This is a genomic window from Apibacter sp. wkB309 (assembly GCF_002964915.1).
GTDB lineage: Bacteria > Bacteroidota > Bacteroidia > Flavobacteriales > Weeksellaceae > Apibacter.
Map to the genome: position 1 here is coordinate 35066 of NZ_PSZL01000002.1, position 23367 is coordinate 58432.

General features: G+C 30.8%; 15 protein-coding genes. 9 read left to right on the forward strand and 6 right to left on the reverse strand.

The genetic code is table 11. The annotated features are described in order from the left end of the window. Positions 1–350: 350 nt before the first annotated feature. Positions 351–602, reverse strand: coding sequence for a hypothetical protein (locus C4S75_RS01865; RefSeq protein WP_105296630.1), 252 nt, complete (start codon positions 600–602; stop codon positions 351–353). A 55-nt stretch (positions 603–657) separates the two neighbouring features. On the opposite strand from C4S75_RS01865, the gene C4S75_RS01870 reads away from it, so the two are divergent. Further along, complete coding sequence (locus C4S75_RS01870; RefSeq protein ID WP_105296631.1) at positions 658–1989, forward strand: HTTM domain-containing protein; 1332 nt, start codon at positions 658–660, stop codon at positions 1987–1989. Positions 1990–2082: 93 nt separating this feature from the next. Here C4S75_RS01870 and C4S75_RS01875 read toward each other — a convergent pair whose 3' ends face one another. From C4S75_RS01875 to C4S75_RS01895, 5 genes are all read right to left on the reverse strand, one after another. After that, positions 2083–3030, reverse strand: a complete 948-nt coding sequence (locus C4S75_RS01875) for a DMT family transporter (RefSeq protein WP_105296632.1) — start codon at positions 3028–3030, stop codon at positions 2083–2085. A gap of 124 nt (positions 3031–3154) precedes the next feature. Continuing rightward, positions 3155–4363 carry a hypothetical protein gene (locus C4S75_RS01880; RefSeq protein WP_105296633.1) on the reverse strand — a complete coding sequence of 403 codons (1209 nt, stop codon included), beginning with the start codon at positions 4361–4363 and terminating at the stop codon, positions 3155–3157. 23 nt (positions 4364–4386) lie between these two features. Continuing rightward, entirely contained in the window at positions 4387–5781 is a 1395-nt protein-coding gene (locus C4S75_RS01885; RefSeq protein WP_105296634.1) for a T9SS type A sorting domain-containing protein, read from the reverse strand. Between the two features lie 223 nt (positions 5782–6004). Beyond that, positions 6005–7195: a hypothetical protein gene (locus C4S75_RS01890; protein ID WP_105296635.1), complete on the reverse strand. Its 1191-nt coding sequence runs from the start codon at positions 7193–7195 to the stop codon at positions 6005–6007. 42 nt (positions 7196–7237) lie between these two features. Beyond that, the gene (locus C4S75_RS01895; protein WP_105296636.1) at positions 7238–8620 is read right to left on the reverse strand and encodes a T9SS type A sorting domain-containing protein; all 1383 of its coding nucleotides are present in this window, start codon (positions 8618–8620) and stop codon (positions 7238–7240) included. A 191-nt stretch (positions 8621–8811) separates the two neighbouring features. On the opposite strand from C4S75_RS01895, the gene C4S75_RS01900 reads away from it, so the two are divergent. The 8 genes from C4S75_RS01900 to dusB all read left to right on the forward strand — a co-directional run bounded on the left by C4S75_RS01900 (position 8812) and on the right by dusB (position 23327). Further along, positions 8812–11607 (forward strand): hypothetical protein, encoded by a 2796-nt coding sequence (locus C4S75_RS01900; protein ID WP_105296637.1) that lies wholly within the window; start codon positions 8812–8814, stop codon positions 11605–11607. 139 nt (positions 11608–11746) lie between these two features. Further along, a complete protein-coding gene (metH, locus tag C4S75_RS01905) occupies positions 11747–14410 on the forward strand; it encodes a methionine synthase (protein WP_105296638.1) in 2664 nt (887 codons plus the stop codon). 151 nt (positions 14411–14561) lie between these two features. Continuing rightward, the gene (locus C4S75_RS01910) at positions 14562–15239 is read left to right on the forward strand and encodes a response regulator transcription factor (protein WP_105296639.1); all 678 of its coding nucleotides are present in this window, start codon (positions 14562–14564) and stop codon (positions 15237–15239) included. Continuing rightward, positions 15236–16594: a HAMP domain-containing sensor histidine kinase gene (locus tag C4S75_RS01915; protein WP_105296640.1), complete on the forward strand. Its 1359-nt coding sequence runs from the start codon at positions 15236–15238 to the stop codon at positions 16592–16594. The genes C4S75_RS01910 and C4S75_RS01915 overlap by 4 nt, the downstream gene beginning before the upstream one ends. Before the next feature lie 129 nt (positions 16595–16723). Beyond that, entirely contained in the window at positions 16724–17848 is a 1125-nt protein-coding gene (locus C4S75_RS01920) for an efflux RND transporter periplasmic adaptor subunit (protein WP_105296641.1), read from the forward strand. 15 nt (positions 17849–17863) lie between these two features. Next, positions 17864–20956 (forward strand): efflux RND transporter permease subunit, encoded by a 3093-nt coding sequence (locus tag C4S75_RS01925; RefSeq protein ID WP_105296642.1) that lies wholly within the window; start codon positions 17864–17866, stop codon positions 20954–20956. Between the two features lie 12 nt (positions 20957–20968). Next, the gene (locus C4S75_RS01930; RefSeq protein WP_105296643.1) at positions 20969–22252 is read left to right on the forward strand and encodes a TolC family protein; all 1284 of its coding nucleotides are present in this window, start codon (positions 20969–20971) and stop codon (positions 22250–22252) included. 94 nt (positions 22253–22346) lie between these two features. Further along, on the forward strand, positions 22347–23327 hold the full coding sequence (dusB, locus tag C4S75_RS01935; protein WP_105296644.1) for a tRNA dihydrouridine synthase DusB: 981 nt from the start codon (positions 22347–22349) through the stop codon (positions 23325–23327). Positions 23328–23367 lie beyond the last annotated feature (40 nt).

Here is a 23367-nt window from a genome sequence, read left to right on the forward strand (position 1 = left end):
CATACTTTTTTAAAAGACAAACAATCTTAAAGTTAAAATTTAAATTTTATTATTTTATATCATTATGATTAATAATTAAAATTTTATGAAATATATTTATAATTTATAATTATTGTTTAACCCTTTGTTTAACGTAGTTTAACCATAAAATATTTAAATAAATATATTGATTTATTCTATTAATTATAATAATTAAATATATAAATAAATATTTATAATAGCATATTAAAATAAATTTACTATATTTGCATTAATATTTATTTTATCTTATAATTATAATTTTGAGCATTCACAGATAGATATTCTTTCTATGCTGTGAAAACAAATAAAGCGGTCATTGTATGGCCGCTTTAAATTTTTAAAAAGTTTAATGCTGTGCTCAATTGTAATAAATCATATGCATTATAATAAGATATAATCAAAATTAAATTTCTTAACAAGTCATCATTGGTAACAGTTAAACGATTTCTTTGTATAAGTGGCCTTACTTGATCATCAATATTTGGAAATTCTAAGGTAATTAATACTAAATATCTTTTTCTTATTTTAAGAATCCATTTAGCAATAGGAATTATATCATTATTAAATTTACTCGAATTCATTTATTTTGAATTACTTTTTATTTACTACCTTTATTATATAACAAATAAATATAGCATGGTACTATCAAGACAAAGTTTATTTCGCGAAATAGATAATTCGCCATTGATTGTATTCCGTATACTATTTGGATTTTTGCTATTGACGGAAACTTGGGGGGCAATTTTAACAGGTTGGGTAAATATCAATTTAATTACTCCTAAAGTCTTTTTCCCGTTTATTGGTTTTAGTTGGCTCCACCCTCTACCGGGATATGGTATGTATGTTTATTTTATTTGTTTAGGTATATTGGGACTTTTGGTTATGATAGGTTATAGATATCGTTTAAGTCTTTTATGCTTTACTATATTGTGGACGGCTCAATATTTAATGCAAAAAACTGCCTATAATAATCATTATTATTTTTTAATTCTAATATGTATTATTATGCTCTTTTTACCTGCGAATGCTTATTATTCTTTGGACTCAAGAAGAAACAAAAATATAAGGTCATTGACCATGCCTCAATGGTGCTCATTCGTTTTATTATTTCAAATATCCATTTTATATTTTTTTGCGTGTATTGCTAAACTTTATCCTGATTGGTTAGATGGAACCTTTACGCGTTTATTATATTCCAATAAAACTAATATCCCTTTGATCGGCCAATTTTTTACCCAAAAATGGTTTTATATTTCTATAGCTTATCTTGGAATTCTATTTGACGGATTGGTTGTTCCTTTAATGCTTTGGAAAAAAACCCGGACATTAGCCTTAATTGCCTGTTTAATTTTTCATCTTGCTAATTCGTTTATTCTAAACGTAGGAATTTTTCCCTATTTTGCCTTAAGCTTTACCGTTTTTTTCTATCCTCCGGAAATCATCCGTAAAATATTTTTCAAAAAGCGTCCAAATCTTTCTTTTGAAGAAAATAAATATAATTACTCTAATAAAAAAACCGTGTATTTTCTTATAGTAATTTATTTCACTATTCAACTGATTTTACCTATACGTCATTATTTCATTAAAGGAAATGTATTTTGGACTGAAGAGGGGCATCGGTTAAGTTGGAGAATGATGCTGAGACAGCGTAATGGGTCAACACATTTTACTGTTATTGATAAAAAAACTAAAAAAATTCTACCCTTTCGTATGCAGGATATATTTACTGATAAACAAATACTTAGAATCAATTGTTACCCTGACTTTATATGGCAAGCGGCTCAATATGTAAAAGAGGATTTCAAATTGCGTCATAAAGATGTAGAAATTTATGCCGATACTCAAATATCCGTGAATGCTCATCCCTATAAGAGGTTTATTGACCCAAAAATTGATTTAGCAGATGTAAGCTGGAATTATTTTAAACATTCCGATTGGATTCTTTTATATGATGATTACAGAAAATAGATTTTTTATTAAATTTAACAGACAAGTGCTAAATAAAATTGATGCTTGCTATTTGTATTGTTTAATATAGTAAGAATAAATTAAATCATATAATTACTTTTTTTGGGATACTATAATCCCAAAAACACCCATTATTATGAGGAGAATACCAACTAACATCATTGAGGAAAAGGGTTCTGAAAACACAACTACTCCTATAATAACAGCGGTAATGGGCTCAAATGCGCCTAAAACTGAGGTAAGAGTAGATCCTATTCTTCTAACCGCCTCAACTAAAGTTATAATTGATACTATGGTGGGAATTAAAGCTAATAATGTTATATTTAGAACACTTGAGGTATCTTTTACCGGAAACCATTGAAAAGAACCGGTCAATAAACAGAATATTAGAAGATAAACCACGCCAATAACTTGAATATAAAAGGTATATCTAAGCACCGGCATATCTTTTACAGTTGATTTAACGGATAATACCAGAAAAAATGCATAAAATATTGCTGCTGAAAGAGCAAATACAATTCCTTTAAAATTGATGTGACCTATTCCTTCTCCCAAAGATAAAAGGGCAACACCAACAACAGCCAATAGTATTGATATAAAACCCTTAACGGAAATTTTTTCACGAAAAAAGATTCCCATAATGATGGTTACAAAAACAGGATATAAAAAATGGACGGTAGTGGTTACTCCTCCTCCTAAATACGTATAGGATAGAAAGAAAAAGAGTGAACAAGTATTGCAAAGTAAACTTAGAACTGTTAATGCTTTAAATTCTTTCAAGGAAACTGAAAAATGTACTTTTTTTATTTTCATCAGTATTGCGACAGCAATACATGCTAATAAAAATCGATAAAACAAAACAGTATCAAAATTCAATCCTTTTTTCATTAAAGGAATGCTAAATAAAGGAATTAATCCATAGGTCATGGATGAAATAATTGCGCTCAATGATCCTTTAAAAAAGGATCCTTTTCCATATTTTCCAACCAGTGCTTTTGACTTTCTTGGTAAGCGTAATAATATATACCTTGCTGCCCTCATTTTTAGTGCAAAATTTGCTGCAAATGTATTTCTTATATTTCACAAAAAAAACTAGATTATTCAAAAAATAATCTAGTTTACATATGTTTTAATTTTTTTAGACTATCAAATGCCGATTAAATAATTATTCGACTAATGGACAAAGCATTGGATCGTTTTTAGCATCAAAATTATCTGTTAAAGATAATATGAAAGTATAATTTTTATTTCTCTCATCATCCCAATTTGAAGTTAATCCTATAATATATTTATTATCATTTAAAGTTTGAAAAGAAATGATATTATTATATTTAAATTTCCTATAACTATCAAACCATAAAAAATTTCCATTTTCATCAATTCTAAATAAGCATAAAACATCTCTACCCACGGAAGTTGCAAATTTATAAATTCTGCCCCCAAAGATATATCCACCATTTTCCGCTTCGATAATTCCATAAGCAATTTCATTAATTGGCTTATCTTTACCTATATCAAACCCATACAGTTTACTGTATAAAATTGCACCTTTTTCATTTACTTTTGTTATTCTTATATCAGAATGTATTACATATTTTTCCGTAGTCGCTATTATATAATTTCCTAATTTATCTTGAATAAAATTGCCTAATTTATAATCAGAATTTGCAAAAATATTACTTACTAATTTTTTTTTCCAAGTTATTTTACCTTCATCATTAAACTTAACCAGATTCCATTTTTTTTCACCTATTTCATTAATGTCATAGGCTAATACAATATATTGGTAATCTATTGTGTTTATAACATCCACCATCTTTTGGTTATTAAATTGGGACATTGATATTTTCCATTGCTCTTCTCCATTTTCATTTAATTTATATATCCAATTATTTTCTTTATTATATTTTCCTAATAGAATATAACCTCCTTTATTAGCTGATATTAATTTTGAAGATTTTCCTACATTTCTCTTCCATAATATATCACCAGAATTATTAATTTTAACTAACTGATGTTGATTATTACCTAAATTTTTTGTTAATATTAAGAAGCCCGAATTTCCTTCTGCTATGTATTTTCCAATTATACTATCTTTTATTCCATCGGTTAAAATTTTTGACCATATAGTTTTCCCGTTTTGATCTAATTCTGCACTCCATAATCGATTCTTGTAATTAATTTCTTCACCTTTTTCCTCATTTACTTCCAATATTGGACAAAAGAAACCTGTTAAAACAAAACTTCCATTTTTAGTTTTTATTAGTGAGGATATTTCAAAATTTTCAAAAGAATTTTTTTCTACTAATGTTGGAAATTGCGCCGATAAATTAGTTATAAATAAAATACTTATTATTATAATTATATTTTTCATTTTATATTTTCAAATTATATTATCTACCTTTTTAATACTTTTTGTATATAATGACTGTTTTCGGTTTCAATTTTGATAACATATATACCCGGAGCATACATTGACATATTTATTTTATCTTGCATCTCTCTTCTTTCTATTAGTATTTTCCCGGTAATATCTGTTATAATTATTTTTTTAACTATTTGATTATCGGGTGTTTTTATATATAAATAGGTTTCAACCGGGTTGGGGTATAAATATATCGATTCATTTTTTTTATCCTGATCCTCAATTCCCAGATAAGTCTGATTATCTTTTATTTTAATAACAAAACCATTATTTTTATTCAATCCACTATATCCTCCGAAAATTAAATATTCATTATTTCCCAAATTAGAAATTTGATAATTTCCACATTTTATATTTATATCTTGCCGCCATAGGATATTCCCTTTCTTATTAATTTTAATAAGTTCATTACTTAATAATACAAAAAAGTTAGTATCTTCAGTTTCAATTAATTTGCAATTTTGATTACTAATCTCATCATAGTGACTTTTAAATATAATTTCCCCTTCATCATTTAGTTCAACTATCTGAAGTTTATTATTCTCGTTAAAATATGAAAATAAAAATTTTTTGTTTTTATTAGTGATATAACTAATTTCATTTAAATCCAAAATTTCTTTTTTAATGAGTATATCACCTTCTTTATTTAATTTTAATAAATAATTTTTACAAGACCTGTTATGATCACAGAATTTTGCTATAAAGATATATTCATTATCTATGGTTTCTCTCATGCATAGAGCTTCTATAAATTTTAATTCATTTTTCCACTTTAATTGCCCTAATTTATCAATTTTAAAAAGTACACTATTATCACCAATATTATAATAATCAGAATAGTCTATTACATTTATTATATAACCATCTTCAACAGGTTGAAGAAAATTTATCTCTATTAAGCATTTATCCAACCCACATGAATTATTTTCCCAATTAATCGGCCTGACTACTTTTGAAGAGATTTCAGTACCATTACAATCTGCATCCATCATCCATACACCACTTCTATCATTTTCCTCTATATCCGAATAGTGATTTCTATCCAGTCCAAAAATTGTATAACCATCCTGTTTTGCTATTATTTTATAAACATATCTATTTCCTCCATAGATATCCTTACCTAAATAGGTTTCTTTTAGATTTTTCCCTAGAGAATCCGTTAAAATTAATTTTGAATGTGAATAAACCTTGTTATCCAAAAAATTTTCCTCTTTAAAAGTAGCTAATGCAAATCCACCATTAGATAGCTTGTTAAAATCCTCGACTAAAGAACCAATTTCTTTATCCCAAAGTACCTCTGCACTTTGCGCATTGCTTTCTTGCAAGGTAAGAACACTTGCCCATAGAACTAGTAAAATTTTTTTCATAAATTACTTTTATTTTTTAGTGCATAAAAGTAGTAATCTTGGATAAAATACTCTACGGGATTTTAATATTTATTTTAAAAAAGTATTATCCGACTATAAACAAATGGAAACTATGTTGTTTAGAGTAATAAATTTATTTTTTATATTTCATAAAAAAACTAGATTATTTTTCAAATAATCTAGTTTTATAATTAATAAAATTTTAAATCACATTTTTTAATCTTTAATCTTCTGCCGGACACAACAACGGATTAAAGTTAGAATTTAAATTATCTGTAATTTTAAAAATTTTTGATTCTGAAAAATAATCCATTGGATTAAACTCTGAGTAGACAGAAACCATATAGGTATTTTTACCCATTGGAATTAAAGATCCGATAAAAGTAGCCTTATTAAGATTAAAAGATTCATACCATTGTAAATTTCCATTCTCATCAATCTTAAATATACTACTTTCAAAATAAGTTGTTGTATTAAATGTTTCCCTACAGCTAAAAAGATATCCTCCTTCTTCCGATTCAATAATTTTTCCTAAATAGGTTGAATAAAAGTCATTACCTATTGCATAACCATATAATTTATTAAATATTACATTAAAATCTTTATCTAATTTCACTAATCTGATATCTTCTGAACTAAAATCATATTTGACTTCATGATCAGAAGTATCTTCTGTACTGGAAACTAAATAATTACCGGACCTGTCTTGATAAAAACCTAGATTTTTATTAGATTGATAAATGATATGATTAGGTATTTGTTTTTCTGATATTATTTCACCATAATCAGTAAATTCCATTATATAGAAATTTGAAACATCTGATTTATCTTTCTTTTTTACTAACGCCAAATAATTTCCGTTTACAGATTTTTGTCTGATTGAAACATATACTGCCTTATACTGATCTTTAGTTATTTCCCATTCTATTTCACCTTGTGAATTTAGCTTTGATATCCATATATCCTCTTTATTAAAAGTGTTTGAAATAAAAAAACCTCCTTTATTTGATGCCAATATATTTCGAGGCATCATAAAACCTGTTTTCTTTCTAAAATAAATAATTCCTGAATTATCAATTTTGATCAATTGACCATCCTCTGTAAAAATTGAATACCCTTTATCATTCTCTATTAAAAAAATACCTTTTTCATCTGAATTTACTTTTTCTAAATTTCTTGACCATATAACCTTGCCTTCATCATTTAATTCATTTATTATTATGGAATAAACATTTCCAAATTCAGGCTCAAAACACCATATATTTTCTAATAGCACATAATTGCCTTTCGTATTCTTTATAATAGTTTTTACTTGACTCGGACCTTCAAAAGTAGTTAAGGTATTAATCTTAGGGTTTTGCGCATATATAGTTGTAAAAAATAGTATGCTTAGTAGTATAATTATATTTTTCATTGTTTCTATTATTTGGTGAATTATTAAATAAAAAATAATTTTTTACTTTTTAAGTATTTTTTGAACATATACTTTAGATTCGGTTTCAATTTTTAAAAAGTATACACCAGGCAGACACATTGAAACATCTAATTTATCCTGATATGTATTGTGTTCAACCACCTTTTTCCCACTAATATCGGTTACCAATATTCTTTTGATTTTTTCTCCTTTTGGAACATTTATATATAAATAACTGTCAACCGGATTAGGATATAAAAATACGTTCTCTCTTTTTTCAGTAACATCATCTATTCCTAAGAATGGCTGCTGATCCTTAAGTTTTAAAATATTAAAATTATTAAAAGCTATAAATTCATTATTTCCTAAATTAAATAGATTATTATAACTGTAATTGTTATTTACTTTTTCTTTCCATAAGATTTCTCCTTTTTTATTTATTTTAACAAATTCATTTCCTCCAATAAGATAGCAATCATCATCAGTTTCCATCCAAGTGGAATCATTTTCCATAACCTTATCATAGATAATCTTAGATATCACTTTTCCATCTTCATTTAGCTCAACTACCATAAATTTATTTTCTTCATTTTTAACTGAAAATAAGAGCTTATTTTTTTTATTTGTGATGGGTTTCATTTTAAAATCACCCAACTCAACTATTTCATGTTGAGTCAAAATCTTTCCTTCCTTGTCTAACTTGACATAAAAATTTTTATTGGATGATCTATAACTTTCTTTAATATACCCTATTATACAGTACTCGTTATGAACAGTTTCTTTTAGAACCTCAAGATTTTCAAAACTTAACTTTTCATCAAAATTAACTTCCCATAAAACTTGACCATTCTTATCGAGTTTGTAAACAACTTCAACAAATTGATTGTTTTTATCATATGTTTTTGCTGTAAGTAAGTAGCCGTCACTAATTGTTATAACAGATAGAATTTTAATCGTTTCATATCTACTATTATTCTTATCAAAAGATTTCATGCTCCAAATAATTTTTGTTTCTATTACACCACCATTGCAATCGGTCTTCATCATCCATAAATTATCCAATTTATTTTTTGATTTATCTGAAAATTTCTTTTCATCTATACCAAATATAACATAACCGTCAGAATTGGGAATTATCTTATTAGCTATTCTAATTCCACCATTTAAATCAGTATCTAAGAAATTTTCCTTGATTAATTCACCGTTTGGGTTTAGAAAAAATATTTTAGATAATACCCCTAATGCTAAAGAACAATCTCCAATTAGAGCAACTCCCCTAGATCGGGTTTTGGCCATATCATTAATGCCAGGATAACAAAGATTTCCCTCATCTAATTTTTTCTCCCAAAGTGTTTTTGGATTTTGCGCATTAAGATTTTGTAAAGTAAGAACACTTACCCATAAAACTAATAAAATTTTTTTCATAGATCATCTTTTTAATTATTAATGGGTTAAAGATAGTAATCTTGGATAAAATATTATCTAGGATTTAAATCTTTTCAAAATTAAAATTCTCTTATCATTTACTTTTACAACCCAATAATTCACTTTTATTTTTATTTTATTATTCTTGGATTTATTTTTTATATATATTTGATAAAAAAGAATCCAATTGTATGAAATGGAAAAAAATTTCATTAGGATTAATTTTTCTCTTTATTCTGGGAGTTGTACTTAACTTTGGAATTAATAGTTGGATTAAAAACAGTTTACCTGATTTCATTTCTAAAAGAAATGATACACCATATAATTTTAATTATTCTGATGTTACTTATTCGCTCCTCCGGGGAAAAATGAACATAAGTGATATCAATATTGCTCCCAAGTCCAATAAAAAGGGCATTTATACCATCAAAGTAAAGAAAATAGTAATACACGGGGTAAAATTTATACGATTTTTACTGTTCAAAGATTTAGCGGCAGATCTCATCGAAATTGACCAACCGGATATTGTTTGTAAACAATATGCGGATTCATTAAATCACAAAAATGATTTAGTAAGGTACAAACTTGGAAATTCAATTCAAATTGGAAAATTTGAAATTAATAAAGGAAATTTAGCTCTTTACGACAAGGCAGACGGAGCTAAAAAAGCTTCTTTACGAAATCTAAACCTTCATCTTTCCGGGGTATTATGGGATATGGTGGATAATGAAAAACGTATACCGCTTACTTACGATAAAGTAAAATTGGATGTGTCAGATATATTTTATCAGCTCGATGAAATTCATCATTTACAATTAAAAAAGTTTAAGTTTACCAACGGATTTCTTGAAACCAATCAAATACTTTTATATCCGAATATATCCGAAGAGAATTTTAAAACCGGAAATTATTTTCAAAAAACCTTACTTTCTATAGAGGTCCCGACCGCAAAGGTCAAAAATTTAGATTGGGGATATGATAAAAACGGTTACTTTTATCTTAAAACCTCTAAAATTGAAGTTGATTCCACTCATATCGCAATCATTGAAAAAAATTCAAATTCAAAACCTAAAAACATTACGGAACATATAGACCGAATAATCCCTTTTAATTTGAGTATTGATACCATCCAAATACTTAAATCGAAATTAAATTTCAATAATCATTTAACAAGCAATAATGTAAATATCGAAATTCTAAAAATAATCAACAAAGTTAATGATAAAATCACCCTGGAACGTTTAAAATTATATGATAATTTTTTAATTATAAAACAACCTTATGAAACTAAATCAGCTAAAAACAATGCAGGCAAATTTACCTATTTATTCGACGATGTTCTTGAGATAAAAAATTTCATCATAGCTAATTCACATATACAATATTTCAATCCGGCTAATAACTCATTATTGGAAATGGGAAACATTAATTATTCGATTCATGATATAAATATCAATACGATATTTACTAATACAAAAAAATATATTCCTTTCTCCTACTCAAATTTTCAATTGGAAGCAAACCATATATTTTATACGGGATTTAAATATTATAATTTCAAAATAGATAAAATGATTTTATCTGACAATAAATTTGAAGCAAAGAATTTAAACATTCTTCCAACTATATCTCCTCAAAAATTTGCAGCACAAAAAGTAAGCAAAAACCTTTATAAAATCCATATGGATCATATACTACTCCCGAGGATAAATTGGGATTTGAATAACAATAAATTCAGTTTACAAGCTTCTTCTCTGATTATAAATGAAATGAAAGCTTCTGTATTTCAAAATCCAAAAGTTAAAGTCAAATCAAAAAATATACATTTCAACACTTACGACCTGGATACAGAAATTAGATTAGATACATTTTTAATCGGCAAATCCTCCATCAATCAATATAACGCAGCCAATACAACACTCACTACATCAATAAAAGATTTAAAGCTTTCACTATACGATATTAAGGTAAAGGACTCATCCGATATCCATACCTTCGGTTTCCCTTTTTCTTTTTCAAAATTTAATATAACGGGTAAAAAAATTTATTATGATATGGGATCTCATACGTTACAAATGAACCATCTGTTACTTACCCATACTTCCCTATATGCAAACACTATAAATATACGGCCCCAAAAAAGTCAATTGAATTTTATGAAAAAAAAGGGTATTGATGCTTATACGATAAATCTTTCCAAAATTGCAATACCCAAAATAAATTGGGGTCCATTAGATAAACAAATCGATTTTATTGCTCCTAAAGTCATCGTTGAAAATATGCAAACCACTATCCATCAATACGACATTCCTGACAATGTTTACAAACCAGTTTACAAACCTTTTTTCAGCGAAAAACTTAGAAAATTAAAATTTAAGTTAAATATTAATGAAATTCATTTTTATAATTCTTCCTTAACGTATGAAGAAGAATCCCTTACAAACAATATTGGAAAAATTTTCTTTACCAATATCAATGCAAAAATTAAAAATATTTCCGGTGGATATAATGTTTCTCATTTACCCGATGTAGTCATAGATTTTAAAAGTACTTTCATGAAATCCGGAAAACTATCTGCCAGTTGGAAATTTAATACATTAAATAAATCGGATAATTTTACCGTTAAAGGAAATTTATACGGACTTCCTGCCGAAAAATTGAACCCATTTATAAAACCGTATTTACATGTATCGGCAAACGGAGATATCCAAAAGGTTTCATTTAATTTTAATGGCGATAATACAGTTGGAAACGGCACATTCGGTATGAATTATAAAAATTTAAAAATCACCCTATATAAAAAGGATGGCGAAAGAGAAAAAAAACTCCTTTCTTCTCTAGCAAATCTTGCCCTAATAAAAAATTCAAAAGACTCCCTAGAAATGTCGAAAATTAAAAAAGTAGAAAGAAGTAAAGACAAATCATTTTTTAATTTTCTATGGAAACTTACACTCAGTGGACTTAAAGAAACTTTATTGATTTTTTAATAAAAATAAGATTTACAAGAATAACATATATTAAATTAAACAATGTTTTCTTCATAAAATAAGTAATAACGAATAGCATAAAACATTCAACAAGATAAGTTACAAAAATCGTAACTTTGTTTATTCTTTGAATTACCCCATGCAGAATACATTAAAATTATCAGGATTAGAAGTTTTTACTGTTTATCCTGGAAGCAATTTTATAAACATCGGTGAAAGGACCAATGTTACCGGATCGCGTAAATTTTTAAATCTGATAAAAAATGAAAAATTCGATGAAGCTCTTTCAATTGCCCGAGATCAAGTGGAAGGAGGAGCTCAGATCATTGATATTTGCATGGATGAAGGCTTAATTGACGGCGTGAAAGCTATGACTACCTTTTTACGTTTGATTGCTTCTGAACCCGATATAGCACGAGTTCCTCTCGTTATCGATTCTTCAAATTGGGAAGTCATTGAAGCCGGATTAAAAAACATTCAAGGAAAAGGAATAGTTAATTCCATCAGCCTTAAAGAAGGAGAAGAAGAATTTATAAAAAAAGCCAAAATCATCAAACGATACGGAGCGGCTATGATTGTTATGGCATTTGATGAAGAAGGACAAGCCGATAATTTGGAAAAACGAAAAATTATATCCCAACGCTCCTATGATATTTTGGTGCATCAATTAAACATTAACCCTTCTGATATCATCTTCGACCTCAATATTTTTCCGGTAGGTACCGGAATGAAAGAACACCGAAGAAATGCGCTTGATTTTTTTGAAGGAACTCAATGGGTGAAAGAAAATCTTCCGGGGTGTTTCGTTTCGGGAGGAGTGAGTAATGTATCCTTTTCGTTTAGAGGAAATAATAAAGTTCGGGAATCGATTAATGCAGCATTTCTATATCATGCCATCCAATACGGATTGGATATGGGAATTGTCAATCCCACCCAACTGGCCATATATCAAGAGATTGAACCGCAATTGCTTAAAAAAATTGAAGACGTCTTATTTGATAGAGATGAAGAGGCTACCGAAAGGCTTATAGAATATGCAGAAACTATTGTTGAAAATAAGGATACAAAAGAGCAAAAAATAGAAGAATGGAGGTCGTGGCCGATTGAAAAAAGATTGGAATTTGCTTTGATAAAGGGCAATGCAGACTACATTGAACAAGATGTTGAAGAAGCCCGTTTACAAGCCAATAAACCTTTGGATGTAATTGAAGGTCCTTTAATGGATGGAATGAATACGGTTGGCGAGTTATTTGGAGCAGGTAAAATGTTTCTTCCTCAAGTGGTTAAAACTGCTCGAGTAATGAAAAAGGCCGTTGCATATTTACAACCTTTCATTGAAGCCGAAAAAAACGGAGAATCTCAATCTAACGGTAAAATACTAATGGCTACCGTTAAAGGTGATGTTCATGATATCGGTAAAAATATAGTCGGAGTCGTATTGGCTTGTAATAACTATGAAATTATAGATTTAGGAGTTATGGTTCCTAAAGAAACAATTATCGAAACCGCCATTCGTGAGAAGGTGGATTTGATTGGACTTAGCGGTTTAATTACTCCTTCTTTAGATGAAATGATTCATGTGGTTGAAGAACTCGAAAGAAGAAACCTTTCATTTCCGGTCATGATTGGAGGGGCTACTACCTCAAAAATCCATACCGCCTTAAAAATTGCTCCTAAATACAGTCATACGGTTGTTCATGTCTTAGATGCCTCTAAATCGGTTACCGTTGCATCTTCTTTACTCTCTTCACAAAGCGAGGATTTTAAGAAAAAAATATCAGAAGAATATGCCCATTTAAGAGAAGGCTATTTAAACAGAAGTACTGAAAAAGAATATCTTACGCTAGAACAAGCTCGTAAAAATAAACTAACTATTGATTGGAATCAATACATTCCCTGTAAACCCAAACAGCTAGGTGTACAAGTTTTTTGCTCCATACTCCTGGAAGATTTAACGGAATATATCGATTGGCAACCCTTTTTCAGAACTTGGCAACTGACAGGAAAATATCCAGATTTGCTTTCAGATGAAGTAACCGGAGAAGAAGCCACAAAATTATATCTCGATGCGTTACAAATGATTGAAAAAGTAATTGCTGAAAAACTATTGCAACCCAAAGCCGTAATTGGATTATTTAAAGCCAATTCAAATGAACAAGATGACATTGAAATTTACTCGAATGACAATAAACTAATCCATACATTTCGAACCTTACGGCAGCAATCTGTAAAGTCCGAAGGCAAACCGAATTTAGCCCTATCCGACTTTATATTACCTAAAAACAAAGAAAATTTACATGACTATATAGGATGTTTCGCTGTTTCTATTTTTGGAGCAGAAGCCTTGGCTAAACATTATGAAACAAACCATGACGATTATTCGGCTATTATGATAAAAGCTGTTTCGGATAGATTTGTGGAAGCCTTGGCTGAATACATGCATCACAAGGTAAGGAAAGACATTTGGGGATATGCTCCCGATGAAATGTTGGACAAACAATCACTAATTAAAGAAAAATATCAAGGCATACGTCCCGCTCCCGGTTATCCTGCTTGTCCGGATCATTTGGAAAAGCTTACTATTTGGGAATTGTTGGATGTTACGGATCGTATTGGAGTACAATTGACTGAGAGTCTTGCAATGTATCCGGCTTCTTCAATTTCGGGATATTATTTTGCCAATCCACAATCTAACTATTTCGGATTAGGGAAAATTACGCAAGAACAAGTTAAAGATTATGCTAAACGTAAAGAAATAAAACTAGAAGATGCACAATATTGGCTTAAACCTAATTTAGCCTAAGAATCTTAATATCTCACTTTTATTCTTGTTTTAAAAAGGAATGAATTAAATATTTATAAAAGCTAAACAAGAGACTACTTTTCTTTATAGAGAACATTACTAAGCCAATAATTCCTTATCTAATATAAAAAGAAAAGGTACATTTGCAATTATGAATATTCTTTTAGTTGAAGATGATTTAAGAGTTTCGGAACTGATAAAAAAGGGTCTTGAGGAACAAGGATTTACTGTAACCTTAGCTTATGACGGTTTATCGGCAAAAAATTTGTTTCTAAGCCATGATTTTGACCTGATAATCACGGATATTATATTGCCTGAAATTAATGGAATAGCTCTTTGTAAAGAAATAAGAATGTTAAAACCGGAACTTCCCATTATCATGTTAACCGCATTGGGAACTACCGACGATAAAATTGACGGTTTTGATGCCGGAGCAGACGATTATCTAGTCAAGCCTTTTGAAATGAGAGAGTTGACAGCAAGAATAAAAGCTCTGTTAAAAAGATCATCCAAAAATAAATTAGGATTTATCTTAAAATTTTGTGATCTGGAAATGAATTTGCAGACGAAAATTGTGAAAAGAAGCAATAAAGAATTAAATCTTACCCTAAAAGAATTTAAACTCCTGGAATTTTTATTGCAAAATCAAGGCAGAATTATTTCTAGAACGGAAATTGCCGAAAAAGTCTGGAATACTCATTTTGATACGGGAACTAATTTTATAGATGTGTATATTAACTATTTACGAAAAAAAGTAGATAAAGATTTTGAAAAAAAACTTATTCATACTCGCTCCGGTATGGGATTTATATTAAAATCCGATACATGAAAATTCGAACTCAGATCACCCTATTGTTTTCTTTGATTACAGCATCCATATTGCTGATATTTGCCACTATTATTTATATTTCAGCCAAACAAAACAGGGACAAAGAATTTTATTCTTTATTAAAAAAAGAAGCCATAACCAAAGCAAATCTCTATTTTAAAGCGAAAGTACCCTCACAAACTCTTCAACAAATTTATCATAACAATTATCAAACAATTCAAGAAGTTGAAGTAGCTGTATACGATAAAGAATTTCATCTTCTTTATCATGATGCGGTAGATATTGATTTTGTGAAAGAAACTCCTGACATGATTCATGAAATTTATTCCAAAGGAGAGATCAAATTTCATCAGGGCGACTGGCAAGTAATAGGACTTATCTATTCCTATAATAATAACAAATACATAATTACTGCGGCTGCCTATGACCAATACGGATACAATGAACTCAAGTCCTTATTAAGAAATTCATGTATTATCTTTATATTTTCCATACTTTTTATCATCCTTGTCGGATTTTATTTTTCCAAAAAAGTATTCCAACCAATTAAAAATCTAACCACGGAAATGAAAAAAATATCAGCCAATCATTTAATGGTTAGATTGAAAACCAAACCTGAAAAGGATGAGCTTTCCGAATTGGCAATTACATTTAATCAAATGCTGAATCGATTGGAAAATTCTTTTGAAACGCAAAAACATTTTGTTTCCAATATTTCCCATGAATTACGAACCCCATTAGCAGCCATTATTGCTGAACTGGAACTTTCTTTACATCATCAAAAAACAACGGAAGAATATCAAAGGATTTTGAAAAACGCCTTATCAGATGCTAAAAAAATCACCAAATTATCTAATAATTTGCTTGATCTGGCAAAAGCCAGTTATGATCCCTCTAAAATAACATTTAAGCCAACAAGGATCGATGAAATCCTTATAGATGCCTGCAGTCAAATACAACAAGCAAATGCTGCCTATCAAACAAAATTATCTTTTGAAGATGATTTCATTCTCGATAGTGAAACAGTACTAATGGGCAACGAATATTTGTTAAAAGTAGCCTTTATCAATCTTATTGAAAACGGATGTAAGTTTTCCGAAGATCATCTGTGCCATATATCCATTTCAACTAATAATTCAAAACTTCAACTGAAATTTTCAGACCGTGGAATTGGAATTCCAACGGAAGATATCACCAAAATTTTCACCCCTTTTTACAGAGGAAAAAATAAAAGCTTTACCTACGGAAACGGAATCGGACTTTCTCTTACTAAAAAAATTATTGAACTGCATTCCGGAACTATCAACGTAACCAGTCAATTGCATCAAGGTACTACCCTTACCATTCAATTATAACCTTTGAATTGTATTCTTTTCTAATAAAATTCTAATTTTTTTTTAAATCTTTTTTAATATTCATTAACAATTAGTTACCTTATTTTTGTATACAAAAAAAATTAAGAATTTTTAAAAAAGGCGGAAAATATGAAAACTATAAAAATCCGAAACATCAACTTACTAATTTTAGGATTATGCTTTATAACTTTTTCATGCCATAAACAAAATACAGAAGAAGAAAAGCCGGAATTTACTGTTAGTGGAAACACAATTATTTTACCGGATAATTCTAACATAAAAAATCACTTAAAAATAGAACCCGTAAAAAGTGAATGGTTAAGTCCCGACTTAGCAACCGTAGGAGTCGTCAGAGCCATACCAACCGGTTATGCGGAAATAGTACCTCCGTTTGCAGGCAGAATTACCCAATCCTTTGTAAAGCTGGGACAAAAGGTAGACGTGGGTTCTCCTCTATTTGCCATTAGTTCTCCCGAATATTTCAACGCTCAAAAAGATTATTTTGAAGCACAACAAGAATATTCCTTATCAAATTTAAATCTTAAAAGACAAAAAGACCTATTAGATCACGGAGTAGGAATACAACGAGTGGTAGAAGAAGCTAAAACCGATTACGAAACCAAAAGATCCGCACTTGAAAATGCAAAAGCTGCTTTAAAAGTTTTTAATATAAATCCCGGCAGTTTAAAATTAGGGCAACCGTTAGTCGTTACCTCTCCAATTAAAGGGGAAATTATTACCAGCAAAATAGTTATCGGTCAATATATCAAAGAAGAAGCTGAACCAATAGCCACCATAGCAGAATTAAATAAAGTATGGATTGCCGGACAAATAAAAGAAAAAGACTTAGGATTCATTAATAAACTAAAAGAAGTTACCATACAGGCAGACGCTTTTCCCGATAAAAATATAACCGGCAAAATATTTCACGTCAATGAAATGGTGGATGAAGACACCCGAAGTGTTGAAGTTTTGATAGAATGCGACAATTCGGACAGATCCCTGAAGCCGGGAATGTATGTAAACGTTCATTTTAAAAATGAACCGGAAGAAACTTTAACAGTTCCTACCCGAGCAATCTATCAAGTAAACGATGATCAATTTGTATTTGTACAAATTGATAAAAATAAATTCATCAAGAAAAAAGTTGAAACCAAAGATATTTCAAAAGACAAAACCGAAATAAAAAAGGGAATTAAAGCAGGAGAAAATATAGTGACCGAAGGAGGAATATATTTACTGGAAGCCCAATAAAACAAAAAGAAAAACATGAATAAACTTATTCAAACAACTATACACAAACGTTGGGTACTGGTTGCCCTTTTTGTTATGCTTGCCCTATTCGGGTATTATTCCTGGAAGCACCTTTCCATTGAAGCCTATCCGGATATCGCAGATGTAACATCTCAAGTGGTCACCCAAGTTCCCGGATTAGCGGCGGAAGAAATAGAACAACAAATAACCATTCCGGTGGAACGGGCACTAAACGGTCTTCCGGGAATGCATGTAATGCGTAGTAAAAGTACCTTCGGACTTTCCATTATTACCATCGTTTTTGAAGACGGTGTAGATGATTATTGGGCGAGGATGAGAATACAGGAACGATTAAATGATGTAGAATTACCTTATGAGGCAACTCCCGAATTAGACCCATTAACTTCACCTATTGGAGAAATTTATCGATACATTATAGAAAGTAAAACGCACGATTTACGCGAATTGACCGATCTGCAAAATTTCGTAATTATTCCACGAATTAAGCAAGTAGCAGGAGTTGCCGATGTAACAAATTTCGGAGGAATTACTACCCAGTTTCAAATTGAGCTGGATCCAAAAAAACTCGATCAGTATCAATTATCGTTAGGAGAAGTCATTAAAACCATTGAAAATAACAATGTTAATGCAGGAGGAAGTATTTTACCTCATGGAGATTTAGGATATGTTATTCGTGGAATCGGATTAGTTAAAAACCTGGAAGATATCGGTAAAATAGTAGTCAAATCGGAAAATGGAGTTCCTATTTTATTAAATGACATAGGAAAGCTTAAATACGGAAACATTGAACGAAAAGGAATTTTAGGTTATACAGATAAAAAAAGAAACTATTCTGAGAGTATTGAAGGAATCGTACTTTTATTAAAAGGACAAAATCCATCTAAGGTTTTAGAAGGAGTTCATGAAGCAGTAAACGATTTGAATACTCAAATCTTACCGGAAGGCGTAAAAATACATCCGTTTTTAGACAGAACCGAATTGGTGAACACCACCTTGAATACTGTTTCGCACACCCTGTTTGAAGGGATGTCATTGGTTATTGTCGTACTAATTGTTTTTTTAGGAAGTTGGAGAGGTGCTTTGTTGGTTGCCGTAACCATTCCTCTTTCCCTTCTCATTGCTTTCATATTGATGTACTTCACACATATTCCGGCAAATTTGCTTTCTTTGGGAGCTATAGATTTTGGAATCATTGTAGACGGTGCCATCGTTATGATGGAAACCATATTGCGGAAACGAGAAGAAGAACCTAATGAAGAATTGCAAGAAAAAACCATTGCACAAAGGGCTGCCGAGGTTGCAAAACCTATTTTATTTTCCACCATCATCATTATTACTGCTTATCTGCCTCTTTTTGCCTTCGAAAGAGTTGAAAAAAAATTATTTACTCCGATGGCTTTTACAGTCAGCTATGCTTTATTCGGTGCCCTTCTCGTTGCCTTATTACTGATTCCCGGATTGGCCTATTTTATATACAGAAAGCCCCAAAAACTCTATCATAATAAATGGTTGGAAAAACTGACCGATCGCTATTTTATAAACATACAAAGGATTATGAAAGCTCCGAAAAAAATATTTCTTCCTTTAGGAATTTTACTGGGAGTTACTTTTCTACTGGCTTTTTATGTTGGAAAAGATTTTCTGCCTCCTTTGGATGAGGGATCCATATGGCTTCAAGTTCAGCTTCCGCCGGGTATTTCCGTCGAAAAGTCTAAAGAATTAAGCGATACGTTACGCGCACGTACGATGAAATATGATGAAGTAACTTATATTACGGTACAAGCCGGTAGAAATGACGACGGTACCGACCCATGGACGGCATCTCATTTTGAGGTTTCTATTGGATTAAAGCCTTACAAGGAATGGAAAAAAGGAAAAACCAAATACGACCTTATCGCTGAACTGGAAAAAGAATATTCAAAACTTCCCGGTTTTACCGTCGGGTTTTCTCAACCTATGATTGATGGGGTAATGGATAAAATATCCGGAGCTCATAGTGAGCTGGTAGTAAAAATTTACGGAGATGATTTCGGGGAAACCCGAAGAATTGCCGAGGATGTTATGAAAACTTTAAAAACTGTTAAAGGAGCAGTAGATATAGCTATCGATCAAGAACCGCCCTTACCTCAACTTCAAATAATTGCAAACAGGGACAAAATTGCTCAATACGGTTTAAATGTAGCGGATGTTGCAGAGCTTATCGAAGTAGCCATTGGCGGGAAAGCCATTTCTCAAATTTTTATAGGAAATAAAGTATACGATATCATCTGTCGATATGATGAAAACAGCAGAAATACGCCTGATAAAATTTCAAATTTGATGCTCACCTCTGAAACAGGAGCCAAAATACCATTATCACAAGTTTGTGATATCAAGTTAAGTACCGGAGAAAGTACCATTACGAGAGAAATGAATAAAAGGCATTTAACGGTAAAACTTAATTTGCGAGATCGAGACTTAGGTAAATTCTTAGCAGAAGCACAACATAAAATAGAAAAAGAAGTAAAATATAATCACGAAAAATACCATATCAAATGGGGAGGACAATTTGAAAACCAAAACAGGGCTTATGCTCGTTTGGCCTTTATCATTCCTTTGTCTTTGGGAATTATGTTTATCTTATTATATAGTGCCTTCGGAAATTTCAGGCAAGCCGGTTTGCTGATGAGCATTGTTCCTTTGGCTTTATTTGGCGGAATGTTAGCATTAAATGTAAGGGGCATGACTTTAAATGTTTCTTCAGCAGTTGGATTTATTGCTTTATCGGGAGTAGCTATACAAAATGGCGTAATTATGATTTCGCATATAAACTTTTTACGAAAACAAGGACAAACACTTCTCCGAGCGGTACTATTGGGTGCAAAAGATCGATTCAGACCGGTACTAATGACCGCAACAGTGGCTATTTTAGGTTTGCTCCCGGCTTCTTTAGCTACGGGTATTGGTTCGGATGTACAACGTCCTTTGGCTACCGTAATTGTATATGGACTATTATTTTCAACTGTTATTACCTTGTTTGCCTTACCGGCTCTATATTATATTATAGAAAACAAATGGGGAAAAGATGAACAAACGGAAGAAATTTAAAATCTGAAATTTATGAAATCAATGTATAAGATTCTATCGATATTCATATGTCTCCTGTTTATACCGTTAATAGTACCGGCTCAAGTTGTTGATACTACCTTTGCTAAAAAACAACTGAACTATATTGATTTTATTCAGCAGGTTAAGAATAACAATTTGGAATATGCTGCACAAAAATATACGGTAAATCTCGCTGAAGCCGAGGTTGAAAATGCGAAAATTATTCCTGATGTGGAATGGCACATAGAAGGAAACAGCAACCAAAAACATATGGGTAACAATTTGGAAACCGGCTTAGGATGGACTATTGAGCTGGGAGGAAAACGAAAAGCCCGTATCGATTTAGCTAAAAGTCAAGTTGATTTAAATCGTTATTTGTTACAAGATTACTTGCGAAATTTATATGCGGATGCTTCTTTGCAGTTTCTCGAATGTATTCAGAATAAAAACCTGTTGGATGTACAACTCAATTCTTATAAAACATTATCCAATTTAGCCGCATCCGACAGCATTCGATATAAATTAGGAGATATTACTCTAACAGATTCTAAACAAAGTAAGTTGGAAGCTCAATTTATGCTCAATGAGGTATTTAAAGCCGAGTCGGAATGGAAAAACTCTTTACTTGCCTTAAATTTAGTAATGGGTAAATCTCAAAAAGATACTTTATATACGGCTAAAAGTAATTTTACCGACTTTAACAGAGATTTTGATTTAGCTGATTTGATAACGACCGCACAAAATAATCGTGCCGATCTACAAGCTGCTTTACAAAATAAAGAAGTTTCACAAAAAATGCTGAAGTTAGCGAAAGCCAATCGGGTAATGGATTTAGGAATTAATGCCGGAATGCAATTTAACGGAAAAGCTACCAATGAAGAAGCGCCTTCGCCGTATCATACGGGTGTAACAGCCGGACTTTCCATACCTCTTCGTTTTTTAAACAACCGAAAAGGGGAAGTGCAAACAGCACATTATACCATTCAACAAGCAGATTTAGAATATAAGCAAGTGGAACTTCAAATTCAAACTGAAGTTACTCAGGCGTATCAAAATTATGTAAATACCAAAAAACAAATGCAGCAGTTTTCCAATGGTTTGCTTTCCGAGTCCAAGTCCATTCTTGAGGGTAAAATCTACTCCTATAAGAGAGGTAATACGTCGCTTCTTGAAGTCTTAGACGCACAAAGAACGTATAATGATGTACAGGAAAATTATTATCAAACCTTATATAATTTCTGTTCTGCATTAGTAAGATTGGAAAGAACTGTAGGTATTTGGGATATAAATTTTTAATTTTCAACCCGATAATTTTTTCATACCCTTGTATTTTTTACAGACTTTAGGTATTTTAAATGGCAGATTATATCTTTGCAAAAATTTTAAATAATTGATTAAAATAGGAAACATAGAATTACCAGACTTTCCCTTTATTTTGGCACCTATGGAAGATGTGAGCGACCCTCCCTTCCGTCGTTTGTGTAAAATGCATGGAGCAGATCTTATGTATTCCGAATTTATTTCCTCAGAAGGTCTTATACGAGATGCCATAAAAAGTAAGAAAAAGCTTGATATATTCGATTACGAACGTCCTATAGGAATACAAATATTTGGCGGAGATGAAGAGGCTATGTCTCTATCTTCCAAAATAGTTGAAACCGTACAACCTGATTTAGTTGACATTAATTTTGGATGCCCGGTTAAAAAAGTAGCCTGCAAAGGAGCAGGTGCGGGAGTACTGAAAGATATTGATTTGATGGTTCGTTTAACTCGAGCTGTTGTACGAAGCACTCATCTTCCGGTAACCGTAAAAACCCGTTTAGGTTGGGATGAATCTTCCATTACCATTGATGAAATTGCTGAACGTTTGCAAGACGAAGGAATAAAAGCACTGACCATCCATGCCCGAACACGATCTCAAATGTATAAAGGGCACTCCGATTGGTCTCATATTGCGCGGGTTAAAAACAATCCAAGAATTAAAATTCCTATTTTTGGTAATGGTGATATCAACTCTGCTAAAAAAGCGATGGAATATAAAGACACCTATGGAGTTGACGGTATCATGATTGGAAGAGCTGCTATTGGAAATCCTTGGATATTCAGCCAAATTAAACATTATCTGAAAAACGGAGAAGAGCTTCCACCACCCGATTTGCAACAACGTATTGAAGCTGTTAAAAATCACGCTGCTTGGTCAGTGGAATGGAAAGGCGAACGCACCGGCCTTTTAGAAATGCGTCAACATTATTCTAATTATTTTAGGGGAATTCCTAATTTTAAAATCTATAAAACTCAATTGCTTTCAGCTCTTACGTTAGAAGAATTGAACCAAATATTTGACGACCTCCTTGCTAATCAAGCAATTTAAATTCCTATTCGAATTGATGGTTTACCTGATTAAGTAAATT

Bases quoted from the DNA above. Each gene is read 5' to 3' on its own strand.
- C4S75_RS01910 (WP_105296639.1), top strand. From the start codon at position 14,562: ATGAATATTCTTTTAGTTGAAGATGATTTAAGAGTTTCGGAACTGATA.
- C4S75_RS01875 (WP_105296632.1), bottom strand. From the start codon at position 3,030: ATGAGGGCAGCAAGGTATATATTATTACGCTTACCAAGAAAGTCAAAA.
- C4S75_RS01865 (WP_105296630.1), bottom strand. From the start codon at position 602: ATGAATTCGAGTAAATTTAATAATGATATAATTCCTATTGCTAAATGG.
- C4S75_RS01885 (WP_105296634.1), bottom strand. From the start codon at position 5,781: ATGAAAAAAATTTTACTAGTTCTATGGGCAAGTGTTCTTACCTTGCAA.
- C4S75_RS01880 (WP_105296633.1), bottom strand. From the start codon at position 4,363: ATGAAAAATATAATTATAATAATAAGTATTTTATTTATAACTAATTTA.
- C4S75_RS01895 (WP_105296636.1), bottom strand. From the start codon at position 8,620: ATGAAAAAAATTTTATTAGTTTTATGGGTAAGTGTTCTTACTTTACAA.
- C4S75_RS01900 (WP_105296637.1), top strand. From the start codon at position 8,812: ATGAAATGGAAAAAAATTTCATTAGGATTAATTTTTCTCTTTATTCTG.
- metH (WP_105296638.1), top strand. From the start codon at position 11,747: ATGCAGAATACATTAAAATTATCAGGATTAGAAGTTTTTACTGTTTAT.
- C4S75_RS01930 (WP_105296643.1), top strand. From the start codon at position 20,969: ATGAAATCAATGTATAAGATTCTATCGATATTCATATGTCTCCTGTTT.
- C4S75_RS01925 (WP_105296642.1), top strand. From the start codon at position 17,864: ATGAATAAACTTATTCAAACAACTATACACAAACGTTGGGTACTGGTT.
- C4S75_RS01870 (WP_105296631.1), top strand. From the start codon at position 658: ATGGTACTATCAAGACAAAGTTTATTTCGCGAAATAGATAATTCGCCA.
- C4S75_RS01920 (WP_105296641.1), top strand. From the start codon at position 16,724: ATGAAAACTATAAAAATCCGAAACATCAACTTACTAATTTTAGGATTA.
- C4S75_RS01915 (WP_105296640.1), top strand. From the start codon at position 15,236: ATGAAAATTCGAACTCAGATCACCCTATTGTTTTCTTTGATTACAGCA.
- C4S75_RS01890 (WP_105296635.1), bottom strand. From the start codon at position 7,195: ATGAAAAATATAATTATACTACTAAGCATACTATTTTTTACAACTATA.